A 13,010-nucleotide genomic window follows, 5' to 3' on the forward strand; every position below is an offset into this window, starting at 1 on the left:
CGACTCATTGCCCCGTACTTCCATTTGCTCGGCATTGAACACTCTTTTTCCGGCTTCATTGCCGCGTATTTCCGTTTACTCCGCATTGAACTCTCTTTTCCCACACTTGCCGCGTATTTCCCATTTATAGCACATAAAAATGCCTCTATCCCTCAACTCTTGCTACAAAGAGTATTAACATCTCGACACGTATGTCTGTCAAAGTGGTATATTGCCATGCTTTCTAATCGGTCTGCTTTCTTGTTTATTTTTTAGTAATCCTAAGGCCTCTATGACCTTAGCTCTTGTTTCTCTTGGGTCAATTACATCATCGACCATACCATAAGCAGCAGCGACATAGGGATTCGCAAAATGCTGCTTATATTCAGTGATTTTTTGCTTACGTGTAGCCTCTGGGTTGCTACTTTCTTGAATATCGTGTGCAAATATAATCGATGTTGCCGCCTCTGGTCCCATCACAGCAATCTCAGCACTTGGCCAGGCGAACACATAGTCTGCTCCCATTGCTTTGGAATTAAGGGCTACATAAGCACCACCGTATGCTTTACGCAAAATAATCGTAATTTTGGGTACCGTTGCCTCAGCGAAGGCATACAAAATCTTGGCCCCATGACGAATAATGCCAGCATGTTCTTGGTCAATCCCCGGAAAGAAACCACTAACATCTTCTAAAATGAGCAGAGGAATACGGAAAGCATCACAAAAACGAACAAAACGAGCGAGCTTATCTGACGCATCTAAATCTAAGCTACCGGCCATCACCTTAGGCTGATTAGCCACAATTCCAACACTTTCCCCTGCTAGCTTAGCAAAACCAATCACAATATTGGGAGCGAAATCGCCCTGCACTTCCATAAAATCACGTTGATCCACGAACGTTTCAATCACATGGCGAACATCGTACACCTTGGTCGATTCACTTGGCACAAGTTCCAATAACTCTTCACAAGCCCCCGATTGATCAAGCACGTCATCTAGCGGTTCAGAATGATTTTCGGCATCATTATCCGGAAGAAAGAACAACAAACGTCGTACTTGTTCAAATAACTCTTGCTCCGTTTTGGCAGTGAAATGAGCACAGCCACTTCTAGAGGCATGCATGTGTGCACCGCCAAGTTCCTCTGCCGAAACCGTTTCCCCTGTTACGGTTTCGATCACCTTAGGACCCGTAATAAACATTTGGCTTATACCTTCGACCATAAAAACAAAATCTGTTAAGGCCGGGGAATATACCGCTCCTCCAGCACAAGGTCCCAAAATCATCGAAATTTGCGGAATCACCCCCGAATAGGTGGCGTTTCGATAAAAAAGCTGACCATAACCATCAAGAGCAAGAACGCCCTCTTGAATTCTGGCACCCCCAGAATCATTTAAACCAATTATAGGAGCATCCGCTTTTACTGCCGCATCCATTAATTGAGCGATTTTTAAAGCATGCATTTCGCCTAAGGTGCCTCCAAACACAGTAAAATCGTGGGCAAAGGCAAACACACGCCTGCCCCTCACCCGACCATACCCTGTAATCACGCCATCTCCAACAATCCGCTTCTCCGATAAATTAAACTGCTCAGACCGGTGTGATATAAATTGATTGGTCTCCACAAATGAGTCCTTATCAAATAAAAGCTCCAGTCTTTCCCGAGCTAAAAGCTTACCCCTGGCATGTTGTGTCTCTTTTTTGATACGACCGCCAGCAACCTTGACTTGTTCAACACGATTCTTTAACTCCTTAAGCTCCTCACGCATCGGCATCCCCCACCTTGTGGCCCGTACTCAACCTTCACATAGCTCAATCAATGTACCAAATGTAGCGTTTGGATGTACGAACTGAACCTTGCTACCTCCTGCCCCCTTTGTTATTCCGTTACCAATGAAATGAACGCCTGCTTTTTTTAATTCAGAGACTTCTAATGCTAGCTCATCCGTTTTAAAAGCAAGGTGATGAATACCCTCGCCCCTCTTTTTTATAAAACGTGCAATGGGACTCTCTTCACTTGTCGCTTCTAATAGCTCCAATCTGAAGTCACCTAGCTCAAAAAATGCGACCCGTACTTGCTGCTCTGATACGAACTCTGTGCCCATATAAGAAAAAGAAAAAACATCCCGATAAAGCATAATAGCTTCATTTAAGTCCGAGACCGCAATGGCGACATGATCGAACCTTTTCATTACTTAACCATTCCTTTCTCTTCTGACTATTCAGAGAGCGGCTTCACTAAAAATAAAGGCTGATGCTGCTTCACAAATTGTCCGTTTTCAACTAATACATCACAAATCTCACCTGAAATACCTGCTTCAACTTCATTAAACAGTTTCATTGCCTCAACAATACCAACCACCGTAGAAGCTTCAATATTTTGCCCAACCGTCACAAAAGGCTGCTCGCCCGTGCCGGGGGCTTGATAGAAAGTACCCACCATCGGAGATTGAATCTCCAAAAGGGACAGCTTTGTTTGCTCCAGACTCAGCGTCCTATTCTTTCCCCCTTCGCTTACTCCCCCTAGCTTGTCACTAGTATACACATCGGCTGATTTTGGCATTCTTATTTGAACAGTTCTACGTTCAGGACGTTTTTGATTAGATTCAGACTCTGGCCGTCTTTTCAGCGTAGATTCTTCTTTTATCTGACGATCTATGCACAAATAAAACGATTGATCCAATGCCTCAATTTTTAACTGTTCAAGATTTATATCCTTAAATAAACTCAAAAGCTCCTCCAGCTCTTCGACAGAAACAGGTGCTTCTCTTTGCCCCTCTGTCGATGTAACTAGTAACTTCAGTAGCGGCTGACCATATTCAATGATTTGCCCATTTTGAACTAAAATTTCAACAACCTCACCTGATAATGATGTGATAATCGGTTGTTCCAAATGCAAATGATCGATTCGACAGGTTCCAATTTGTTTTCCGGCTTCAAGCTTGTGCCCACTTTGCACAAGTAAATTTGTCAAACGACCGACCTGCGCCGCGGTGACATACCTGTAATGGTCTTTTTCAAGAAAATCTGACTTCACCTCTACTGTTACTAAACCAGAAGCAAATGGCTCTTCCCCTTTTTTTACATCCAGTAAAAAAGGGCCGTGTTCAATCGATAAAGCATGTAAAAAAGGATGCTGCCGTAACATATGAAGATAGGATGTAAGTAATGATCGTATATTCAAATATTCCTCCCCCTTAATAATCCCGAACCTATGTCAATCCTTGCTAAAAATATGCAGAAACAAGACGAGATATGCCCGAAACGCTCGTCTCAATTAGAATTAAGTCTACTGAATTGATTCCAAAAAGACGTACAGAAAATATAATATTTACATTACGCAAAAAAAGATACTTAAACAAATGGTTAAGTATCCCTTTACAGAATTATTTTTTGAATGAGTTTCTCGACTGAACGCTCACTCAGTAATGATCCCGACTAATCCTCCAACAGGTGTTTGGCTATAATCATCCTTTGAATCTCATTTGTCCCTTCATAAATTTGTGTAGCCTTAGCGTCCCTGAAGAGTCTTTCAACTGGATAATCTTTCATGTAGCCATAACCACCAAATATTTGAATAGCTTCCGTAGCTAACTTCATCGCTGTATCCGTCGCATAACGCTTCGCCATAGAAGCAAATTTCCCAGCTTTTTTCCCTTGTTGACGTAATAAGGCGGCTTGATACACCAGTAAGCGAGCGGCCTCAAGCTCTGTCGCCATATCAGCTAATTTAAAGGACACACCTTGATTCACAGAAATAGGCTGACCAAATTGCTTTCTAGATTTAGAATAAGCAACAGCTGATGAAAGAGCGGCTTCCGCAATACCAAGTGCTTGAGCAGCAATGCCTATGCGACCAACATCCAAGTTACCCATCGCAATTTTCCAACCATCACCTTCCTGACCAATCAAGTTTTCACACGGCACCTCTGCCTGATCAAAAATAAGCTCTGTCGTATTCGAACCATGCAACCCAAGCTTTCGTTCCTTTTTGCCGACTTTAAAACCCGGTGTATCCTTTTCAACAATAAAAGCAGAAATACCGCCATTCCTTCCTTTGGTTGCATCGGTGATTGCAAAAGTTACATACGTATCGGCTACCCCACCATTCGTAATAAACACTTTACTGCCATTGAGAAAATATGAATCTCTTTTTTTAGTAGCCGTCGTTTTCATCGCACTCGCATCCGAGCCCGAGCTCGGTTCTGTTAAAGCAAATGCCCCTAAATATTCCCCCGTTGCAAGCTTACGAACAAAGTGCTCGCGCTGAAGATCATTACCGTAGTACAAAATCGGATTAGTTCCTACTGATGTGTGCACGGATAAAATGACACCAAGCGTCGCACTTACCTTCGAAATTTCATGAATAGCAATAATATAAGAAAGAAAATCAGAACCTGCACCGTCCCATTTCGTTTCAATCGGAATACCCATCAACCCATATTGGCCCATCTTCTTCACGACTTCTGATGGAAACTGGTCTGTCTCTTCCATTTTTTCAACGGCTGGTTGGATTTCATTTTGAGCAAAATCTCGTACCATTTCGCGAATTAATTGCTGCTCCTCTGTCCAATTAATCATAGGTATAAAACCCTCTTCCAGATTTTTTCCCTACCCAACCAGCCTTTACATATTTTCTTAAAAGCGGGCACGGGCGATATTTAGAGTCAGCAAAGCCCTCATGTAAAATCTCCATAATTGATAAGCACGTATCCAACCCGATATGGTCTGCTAAGGTTAATGGCCCCATCGGGTGATTCATACCAAGCTTCATCACGTCATCAACCGCTTCAACCGTTGCTACACCTTCATATACACAGTAAATCGCCTCATTAATCATGGGCATAAGCACGCGATTCGAGACAAAACCTGGGTTATCATTAACTTCCACAGCAACCTTATTCATCGTTTTAGCGAGTTGTTCAATCGTATTGAACGTCTCATCACTTGTTGCTAAACCACGAATGACTTCTACCAAACGCATAATAGGAACAGGATTCATAAAATGCATGCCTATCACTTTTTGGGGACGACTTGTAGCCGCAGCAATTTCCGTAATCGGAAGTGACGACGTATTACTGGCTAGAATTGTATGAGGCGGACAAATTTTATCTAACTGTCGAAATAATTGACTTTTTACATCAAGCTTTTCAACAATCGCTTCGATTACTAAATCAACTTCTTTCGCTCGTGACAGTTCCCCAGTAATGTGAATACGTGATAAAATATCTGCTTTTTCTGTAGCCGTTATCTTTTTTTTAGCGACTGCTTTTTCCAAAAACCTTTCAATCGTTATGACTGATTGCTGTGCTTGTTCTAAGTTAAGATCAAATACGTAAACGTGTAATCCAGCTGTTGCTGCAACTTGAGCAATACCCCCGCCCATTTGTCCAGCACCAATAACCATCACTTTGTTCATGTTCACATCGCTCACTCCTTCATGAATCCTTCCATCATTAAAGTAGCGATATCATTTCTTCTCCACTCATCTATAATTTTACTACAGATGCTCCTGCACTTCGTCTTCAATTCATTCATTTTTCTGAAAATAAGATTATGTACCTATGACTTTTATATGAATGTTACTTATGGACGATAGTTTGTGCCGGCTCCTTAATGTGGGTTTTATATGAAAGTTACTGCTGATGAGAACAAAAACAAATTGAACGAAGTGTCACTAAGTAAAAACCTTCACGACAATATTCGGGCTCTTCCTCCAGTTTTGTGGTCCTCATTCTGCTTTCACAACAACTTACGGACTCTTCCTCCCGATATGTTGTCCTCATCCCACTTTTACGACCACTTCGAACCCTTAACCATTTTTTCCAACATAATGATTTCATTCAAAAGCTTTCGTCAGCTAAATCATAATGGATGGCTCCAGCGGCTTTGTTACCTTCTGCTGCAGCAATCATTATCGAGGTTGGTCCTTGATGGGAATACTCACCAGCACTGTACGCGCCATAAATCGATGTTCGACCCAAATCATCCGTTTTGACTTTACCATCTTCTTTGAGTCCACAACCAATTTGTTCGAGAAAAGGTTGTGGTCGTACAAGTGTCGGTGAAATGAAGCCTGCTTCCCGTTTTATATACGTACCACCCTCAAATTCAATACCTTCCAAATATCCTTTTTCTCCATGAATACTATGGATACGCTCATTACAGACTTTAATGCCTTTTGCTTCTAGCTCCTGTACCATTTCATCAGACATAGGCTGACCATTTGTCGTTACAAGTAAATCCTTAGACCATTGATATAAAAGTTTTGTTAGATGATGCACATGTTTTTGATTTTCAGCAATAATAACAAGGGGCTTATCGCGATTTTCCCAACCATCACAGTAAGGGCAACTAAATAAACTTTTACCATAATAAGATCGTATGAACGGAATTTCCGGAAAAATCTCATGGACACCGGCAGCCAGTAAGACTTTTTTCGCTCTAAATACCTCTTCTTTTGAACTCATTAATTGAAAAATACCGAACTGGTTCCAGCTCTCCCGTTCAATGTGAACAATCGTCGCTTGATAAAAATCAACCGTATCAAACGCCAAAACTTCTTGAAGAGCAAGCTTCCTTATCTCTGCAGGTGCAAAGCCGTCTCTCGTTATAAAACCATGAGCAGCCTGACTCACTTGGTTACGGTTTGTACCGTCATCCAATAATGCAACACTTCGTCTAGCACGTGCCAAGAGTAAGGCAGCCGTTAATCCCGCAGGTCCCGCACCAATAATTGCACAATCATATATATTCATGTTAAAACCCTTTCGTTAAAAACATTCTCCCTCCTAGCTTTTACGCGCACAGAAAAAAAGATGCAGATTCAATCTGCACCTCATTCGTATTCCTTTTTCATACATACGTATGTATGTAAGCAAGCGAACAAGATCAAAAATATTGGGACATGCAGCCAGATCAAAATTGACACTTCTGATAAAGGTGGAAAAAATAAAACAACAATTCCCGCTAAAAAAGTGGCGGTGCCATAAAAAAAAAAGTTCCTACCTCCATGCTCATTAACATCATACCAAACCTCTTCAGACTCTAATGTTCGTTTGAAACGAAAGCCATATAACTCATTAGGTGCTACCTTTCTTTTCCACAATGGATAACCGACTCCTATAAAAATCGCCCCCAAAACCAAGCAATAAAAGGCAACCCACCCATTTTCCATCCTATCAACTACCCTCTAATCATTCACGTGAATGATGATTTTTCCTTGGTGTCTTCTCTCCTCAATAAGTTTATGTGCTTCCGACATTTCCTGCAAGTAAAATTGATGACCAATTTCCACCTCGATCGCCTTGGACTGCAAAAGCTTTATGACATGCCCGGAAATTTTCTTTAATAACTCTGGCTTATGCTTTCGTGTCGTTCCTAAACTATAACCTAAGAACGACCGACAACTTGCATGAACATCCTTTGTTTTAACTTCCCCAACCTCCCCACTTGAATTACCAAAATGCACAAGTCTACCGTACAAAGACAAACAAGCAACACTCCTAGCCGTTACATTACCTGCAACCGAGTCTAACACTAGGTTAACACCTTCGCCTTCTGTTTTAGTAATTATTTTTTCTGTGAAATTATCATATGTAAATACGGCATCTGCCCCTACTTGTAATGCTTTTTCCATTTTACTCTCATGACCTACAGTTGCAAAGATTTGCTTGGCTCCCAAATATTTAGCCATTCGAATAGCCGTTGTACCAACTCCACCAGCACCAGAGTGAATAAGTACTGATTCACCTTGTTGTAACCCACCTACAGAATGTAATAATTGGTAAGAGAGGAAACTAACTATTGGGCTTGCTGCGGCTGTCTCCATACTGATATTTGCAGGTATTGGATACGTTAAAAGTTCATGAGCCACTGCATACTCAGCATAAGAGCCACTTTTTGGAAAAGCGATAACTCGTTGCCCTACCTCAAGATCTTTTACTTCCTCCCCGACTTCCTCAATCACACCGACTAAATCTAAGCCTAAAATAAGTGGAAAGTTACCTTTTGATTTCTGTCCCCTTCTATTTTTTACATCAGCAAAGTTTACACTTGTTTTTAATACGCGAATCAATACTTCATCTGCTTCATACTTTGGCATAGGAACTTCTTGGTATATCATAACTTCTGGACCACCCAATTGATTGATGACGATTGCTTTCATTCCAAAACCTCCCCCTTTATGAATAGACATGTTAACCTCTTCAGTATATCAGATGAAAATAAGCACAAAAAAGACTACCTCTATCATTAAATCTTAGAGGTAATCTGTTTCTAGAAAAAATCATACAAAGGATCGATTAATATTCACTAGCTCTCCGTCTTCTGCAGTAAATACGCCACGACCTTCCATATCTACTAACTGCTCATTTCGGAAGTACAAGCATGTTTGTTCATCGATCCCATAATGTTTATGTTTCGGGAAGCGTTCAATTATTTCTTTTAAATGTTCTTCCTCATCCCATTCCGAATAATGAACTGCTATGACTACGTCTTTTAATAGGCCTAAGCCATCACGATACACGGGTAATTTTAAGACATTATCACGAGCAGAAATGAAACAATCAGTCGGGGAAATCAATGCTCCTGCTGAAAAACCAATAATCGGAGTACTAGCTTCATATTTTTCCTTAATAACATCCGCAATCGGTGTTTCCACGATATAATCTGCGTATAAGCTCGTATCGCCTCCACCAATGATAATTCCTGAAGATAACTGCAACGTCACGAGTGCCTCACTTATAGGCGTAGTCGGTAGAGGAATGAAATCGAAGGCTACTTTCTTATATTGCTTAAACGCTTCCATATAAATCGGCATATAATCTTGCCAACCTTCTCGGTCCAAGCACAAAATAGCGACACGGGGTTTATTGAAACCTAGCAAACCAACAAAGGATTTGGCCATTTTCGGCGTGAATGGTGGACCTCCACCAACTAAAAAAATATGCTTTTCCATTTCATTCACCTCTACATTCTTTTTATATTTTGTATGAAAGTTACTTCTGATGCTCGAGTGCGGATCTCTACTCGTCGCTACCAAAAATCATGCACCCTCAAAGGGCACCGTTCTACAGACTCACTTCATGATTAGCTATTTCAGACTCAATATGTTTCAATCATTATATCAGTAAACAGCAAGTGTTTGTGATAAAAAAGTGCAAATTTCTTAATATTGACACTATATAAAATAAGCTAATCCTGTCAAGATTCTTTCTACCTAGTTTGTTATTGATCCCACACTTCGTCTAGTTGCGGTGCATAGAACGCGATCGCTTTTTGATATAGGAGAATATCTTTATCATTAGTCGTTTCCATTAATTGTGTCAATAATACTTCTAGAGCTTGATTCGTTTCACCTACGTTATATAGAGTCATCGCATAAAAGACATGCAACGGGCGATAATTAGGGAACTTTTTAATCCCTTGTTCGAAAACCCTTTTTGAATCTTGATATTGACCTAACACACGGTATGTACTGCCTAATCCCAAATATGCCCCTTGCTCATCGCTTTTCTCTAACCCTAGCTCGAGTGCCTTTTCATAATAAGGTACGGCTTCGCGCTCAAATCCCTGAGGATCACAAACCGATGCATATAAGTAAAATAACTCACCATCGTTTTCGTTCATTTCTAAAGCGATCTTTAATTGTGCCTGTGCCTGCTCATATTCTCCATTCTGAATCCAATTCTTAATTTGTCTCTTTTCACTACTCACTTCAATCACTCCTTTAATACTACTACTTTAAAGAGGAGGGGCGAGCTTGTAAAGCGTTCTTCAGGTTCAAGTATTCATAGATCCAAAAATGCTCTGATCGATCAAATAGAAGGCCCTTGATTAGAGCCTTCTGCTTTCAAGAAAGTGGTACCTTCTCACACCTTCACCCGAAAATAATCTTCTGCAAGTATAGAAAAAATCAGCTCATCATAATACTGACCATCCCAATACAAAGCATCCCTTAAGATACCTTCTTGTTGAAAGCCAACTTTTTGATAGGCTTTAATAGCCGCTTGATTATAAGAAAAGACCTCGAGCTGCAATCGGTGTAATTTTAGCTTTTCGAAACAAAAAGCAAGAGCTAGCTGAATTGCTTCTGAACCGTATCCATGCTGTCGATAGGTGCAGTCATAAATTGCAATCCGAAAACCTGCACGCTGATTGTCCTCATCAATATCAACGAGCGCTACATCGCCAATCATTTTATTAGAGTCATGCAAGCAGATGGCCCAGTCATAACGAGCCTTATCTTCTCGAAAACGTTCATTTACCTGCTCAATTTGTTCAAAAGTGAACACCGTTTTTGTTCCAGTAAGAAAACGTAAGGATTCATCCTGGATCCCTTCATAAATCGTCCTATAATCACTACGCTCAATCGGTCTTAAATAAACTCGCTCTTTAGAAATACTTACTCTCTCATGATTCCTCTTTGAAAAACGAGCAATACTTTCAGAAATCACATAACAAAGCCGAATTCGACTAAACCACGCATCTGTTACACTTGAATGTAGCGATTCATTAATTTTTAAAAATTGGAGCCCGTCTACATGAATGGCCTGAATCGCCTCTATCCCAAAACATTCCCGAACAATAAGTGGCCACTCGGCATCCGTCATTTTTGCATCCGAAGTTCTCGCTACCTCCATTAATGCTCGCCTACTCATACTACAACTACCAGCTGTTACATCAGCCTCTATTCCTGTTTCGATCGAAAAGATTAGATTCGTAATTTTTTCAGTTTCCTGCCATTCCTTTGGATGTGTGGCAAATGCCTGTTCATTTCTACCAATAATCGTATAATCACCTTTCTTAAGTTGCGAGTGGACCTTAAGAAGTTCTTTTGGATTTGTTTGAATCCAAGTAATTAAATGATCGAGGTCACAATAGTGATAATAGTCAGCATCACTGTTATTTACCGCCTTCCTCACAATTTGCCTGCGTGCTTGTGCGGCACCTCGTTTTGGAATTTCATAAATAGTAAGGGCTGAACCCTCTAACAACTTTTTCACTTTATGAGATGTTACCTCACTGACAGCTATATATGCTTGAGGATAATACTTTTCAATAAAGGGTAACACTTCATTGATATTATGATACAATTGCCCTTCTTCATCGTGAACAATCGCTAATAACGCTAATTCATGAGTACTCATGGTGATAATCAAACCTTTCATTATTCGATTTAATCCCAAATAAGGGGCTCAACTATGCTTTTTCATATAATCCGTAACCTGCCCCAAATCAAAATGGTTACAGCCTACCAATAGGACCTTCGCCAATCCACTCATCCAACCACTCCTTTATATTCAGTCATAATATTTCTACTTTTTCAACGTTAATTCTTTTTTCATATAAAGAACGAGGTCATCATCATTTTCACAGTGACCATACGGCTCTAATGGTTGTCCTTGATACCAAACCCCTGTGCCATCAGGGATATAGCCTCGTTTTATATACAGTCGTTGAGCTTGTCCATAACCGGTATGAAGACCAACGGCTAGGCTTACTACATCAGCTACTCGCTTTGCTTCAGCTTCAACACCATTCATGAGTTGTGTCCCAATACCTTGTTTTTGATATGGGATTAAAACGTTAAAGTCAACGATTTCTGGAATTGCCTTGTCAGCATATGGCCCCAGTGGTTCATAAACAAGGGTCACATATCCAGCCACTTCCTTGTCAGCCTCCGCCACAAAAACCGCTCTTTTACCTTGTTTCTGTTCTCCTACATATCTTTGAAACAACTCTAGCGACTTATGCCAGTCTTGCTTATTAAAAGCATAGACGAACTTCTCCCCATCCTCAGCCACCATCGTACGAATGTTTACTACTAGTTCCTTCACCTCACATCAACCCTTCGCCTAATGATATTATTCGACAAAAACAGTAAATTCCCTACCATAAAAAAGCTCCCCAAATCGGAGAGCTCTCATAGAAAAATTAATTTTTAGTGGGTAGATTCACATGAATATGTGCACCTCGCTCAATTGGCCCGTTTCTCATCAAGAAATAAGAAACGGCAATTCCGATAACTCCTATGCCAGCTAAAACATGAACAAATACAAAATGTTCATTCACAATAAATGAGATGAATTTTGTTAGATAACCTAGAGTCCACCAGGCTAAAAAAGCGAGGACAAGAACAGTAAAGCCATATAGCAATTTAGGTGTTCCAAAAAAATGCCACACTGAAGCAACAGCCATTCCTAATCCTATGATGAAAATCCCCCAAAGCATATCGGTCCAAAAATAAGCGATAAAATGATTGGGCTCAATAAGATCACCTAGATGAAAAAGATTTGTCGTGTTGATACCCATGTCATGAAAATATTGGTTGATTGCATATAAAATATTTAAATAAAACATACCGATAACAATAAAGATTAACGAAACGCAGATATTGGCGGAAACAAATTGTTTACGAGTCCCACCAAAAGAGATAAAGGTAGGAAAGGTATGTTTGATAACTTGTAAAGGGTAGAATACCAACAATCCATAGAAGGGACCAAAAAGTACACCTCTCATCCCTTCTACTTTCAATAGCATACCCATCATTATATAGAACCCGAACAATAAAGTCGTTACTGAAAGCATCAAAAGTACCATAAAACGCATGTCTTCCCATGCCATCCGAAAGGGCCCTTTAAAAGTATTCATGTTTACCTCCATTTGTATGAAAGTTAGTTCGAACATGGAGCGTTGCTCGTTGCTACCGAAAATCATGCTCCACTTGGTTACAGTAATTCTTTAGTTCAAAAAAACGATCCAACACTATAAATGAAAAAGAACAAAATCAAATTGAATGAAGTTCCACCAGTTAAAAGCTAAACCCTACTTATATATTTGGAGAGGACTAGTTATAATCGTACCCACAGATTAAGAGTCGTCACTATCCATGAAGAATGGCCTTTGTGCAGTTACTCCACGGTTTGGCCTCCGTATCTGCACATTAACCGCCTCTTTGTGCAGTTACTCCACGGTTTGGCCTCCGTATCTGCACATTAACCGCCTCTTTGTGCAGTTACTCCACGGTTTG

At 40.5% G+C, this 13,010-nt stretch carries 13 protein-coding genes; all 13 read right to left on the bottom strand.

What is annotated here, in order from left to right; genetic code table 11:
• Positions 1–198: 198 nt before the first annotated feature.
• The 13 genes from PQ479_RS04815 to PQ479_RS04875 all read right to left on the bottom strand — a co-directional run bounded on the left by PQ479_RS04815 (position 199) and on the right by PQ479_RS04875 (position 12,631).
• Positions 199–1,746 carry an acyl-CoA carboxylase subunit beta gene (locus tag PQ479_RS04815; protein WP_047988777.1) on the bottom strand — a complete coding sequence of 516 codons (1,548 nt, stop codon included), beginning with the start codon at positions 1,744–1,746 and terminating at the stop codon, positions 199–201.
• 27 nt (positions 1,747–1,773) lie between these two features.
• Positions 1,774–2,169, bottom strand: coding sequence for a methylmalonyl-CoA epimerase (gene mce / locus PQ479_RS04820; RefSeq protein ID WP_047988776.1), 396 nt, complete (start codon positions 2,167–2,169; stop codon positions 1,774–1,776).
• 26 nt (positions 2,170–2,195) lie between these two features.
• Positions 2,196–3,161, bottom strand: coding sequence for a biotin/lipoyl-containing protein (locus PQ479_RS04825; RefSeq protein WP_053070395.1), 966 nt, complete (start codon positions 3,159–3,161; stop codon positions 2,196–2,198).
• Between the two features lie 254 nt (positions 3,162–3,415).
• Positions 3,416–4,555, bottom strand: a complete 1,140-nt coding sequence (locus PQ479_RS04830) for an acyl-CoA dehydrogenase (RefSeq protein WP_273716860.1) — start codon at positions 4,553–4,555, stop codon at positions 3,416–3,418.
• On the bottom strand, positions 4,551–5,396 hold the full coding sequence (locus PQ479_RS04835) for a 3-hydroxybutyryl-CoA dehydrogenase (protein WP_047989548.1): 846 nt from the start codon (positions 5,394–5,396) through the stop codon (positions 4,551–4,553). Before PQ479_RS04835 ends, PQ479_RS04830 begins: the two co-directional genes overlap by 5 nt.
• 424 nt (positions 5,397–5,820) lie before the next feature.
• The gene (locus PQ479_RS04840; RefSeq protein WP_047988774.1) at positions 5,821–6,735 is read right to left on the bottom strand and encodes an NAD(P)/FAD-dependent oxidoreductase; all 915 of its coding nucleotides are present in this window, start codon (positions 6,733–6,735) and stop codon (positions 5,821–5,823) included.
• Positions 6,736–6,815: 80 nt separating this feature from the next.
• Positions 6,816–7,154, bottom strand: coding sequence for an SdpI family protein (locus PQ479_RS04845; protein WP_047988773.1), 339 nt, complete (start codon positions 7,152–7,154; stop codon positions 6,816–6,818).
• A 15-nt stretch (positions 7,155–7,169) separates the two neighbouring features.
• On the bottom strand, positions 7,170–8,144 hold the full coding sequence (locus PQ479_RS04850) for a quinone oxidoreductase family protein (RefSeq protein ID WP_047989547.1): 975 nt from the start codon (positions 8,142–8,144) through the stop codon (positions 7,170–7,172).
• A 120-nt stretch (positions 8,145–8,264) separates the two neighbouring features.
• Positions 8,265–8,936 carry a Type 1 glutamine amidotransferase-like domain-containing protein gene (locus tag PQ479_RS04855; RefSeq protein WP_047988772.1) on the bottom strand — a complete coding sequence of 224 codons (672 nt, stop codon included), beginning with the start codon at positions 8,934–8,936 and terminating at the stop codon, positions 8,265–8,267.
• A gap of 269 nt (positions 8,937–9,205) precedes the next feature.
• Positions 9,206–9,694: a tetratricopeptide repeat protein gene (locus tag PQ479_RS04860; protein WP_053070394.1), complete on the bottom strand. Its 489-nt coding sequence runs from the start codon at positions 9,692–9,694 to the stop codon at positions 9,206–9,208.
• A gap of 155 nt (positions 9,695–9,849) precedes the next feature.
• A complete protein-coding gene (locus tag PQ479_RS04865; RefSeq protein ID WP_273716786.1) occupies positions 9,850–11,127 on the bottom strand; it encodes a GNAT family N-acetyltransferase in 1,278 nt (425 codons plus the stop codon).
• A 168-nt stretch (positions 11,128–11,295) separates the two neighbouring features.
• Positions 11,296–11,817: a GNAT family N-acetyltransferase gene (locus tag PQ479_RS04870; RefSeq protein WP_273716788.1), complete on the bottom strand. Its 522-nt coding sequence runs from the start codon at positions 11,815–11,817 to the stop codon at positions 11,296–11,298.
• 97 nt (positions 11,818–11,914) lie between these two features.
• The gene (locus tag PQ479_RS04875) at positions 11,915–12,631 is read right to left on the bottom strand and encodes a hypothetical protein (RefSeq protein WP_047988770.1); all 717 of its coding nucleotides are present in this window, start codon (positions 12,629–12,631) and stop codon (positions 11,915–11,917) included.
• Positions 12,632–13,010 lie beyond the last annotated feature (379 nt).

It is taken from the genome of Alkalihalobacillus pseudalcaliphilus, from assembly GCF_028610675.1.
Lineage (GTDB): Bacteria > Bacillota > Bacilli > Bacillales > Bacillaceae_D > Alkalihalobacillus > Alkalihalobacillus pseudalcaliphilus.

Excerpts from the sequence above, each read along its gene's own strand:
- PQ479_RS04815 (WP_047988777.1), bottom strand. The coding sequence starts at position 1,746 with ATGCGTGAGGAGCTTAAGGAGTTAAAGAATCGTGTTGAACAAGTCAAG.
- mce (WP_047988776.1), bottom strand. The coding sequence starts at position 2,169 with ATGAAAAGGTTCGATCATGTCGCCATTGCGGTCTCGGACTTAAATGAA.
- PQ479_RS04835 (WP_047989548.1), bottom strand. The coding sequence starts at position 5,396 with ATGAACAAAGTGATGGTTATTGGTGCTGGACAAATGGGCGGGGGTATT.
- PQ479_RS04840 (WP_047988774.1), bottom strand. The coding sequence starts at position 6,735 with ATGAATATATATGATTGTGCAATTATTGGTGCGGGACCTGCGGGATTA.
- PQ479_RS04845 (WP_047988773.1), bottom strand. The coding sequence starts at position 7,154 with ATGGAAAATGGGTGGGTTGCCTTTTATTGCTTGGTTTTGGGGGCGATT.
- PQ479_RS04850 (WP_047989547.1), bottom strand. The coding sequence starts at position 8,144 with ATGAAAGCAATCGTCATCAATCAATTGGGTGGTCCAGAAGTTATGATA.
- PQ479_RS04855 (WP_047988772.1), bottom strand. The coding sequence starts at position 8,936 with ATGGAAAAGCATATTTTTTTAGTTGGTGGAGGTCCACCATTCACGCCG.
- PQ479_RS04865 (WP_273716786.1), bottom strand. The coding sequence starts at position 11,127 with ATGAGTACTCATGAATTAGCGTTATTAGCGATTGTTCACGATGAAGAA.
- PQ479_RS04875 (WP_047988770.1), bottom strand. The coding sequence starts at position 12,631 with ATGAATACTTTTAAAGGGCCCTTTCGGATGGCATGGGAAGACATGCGT.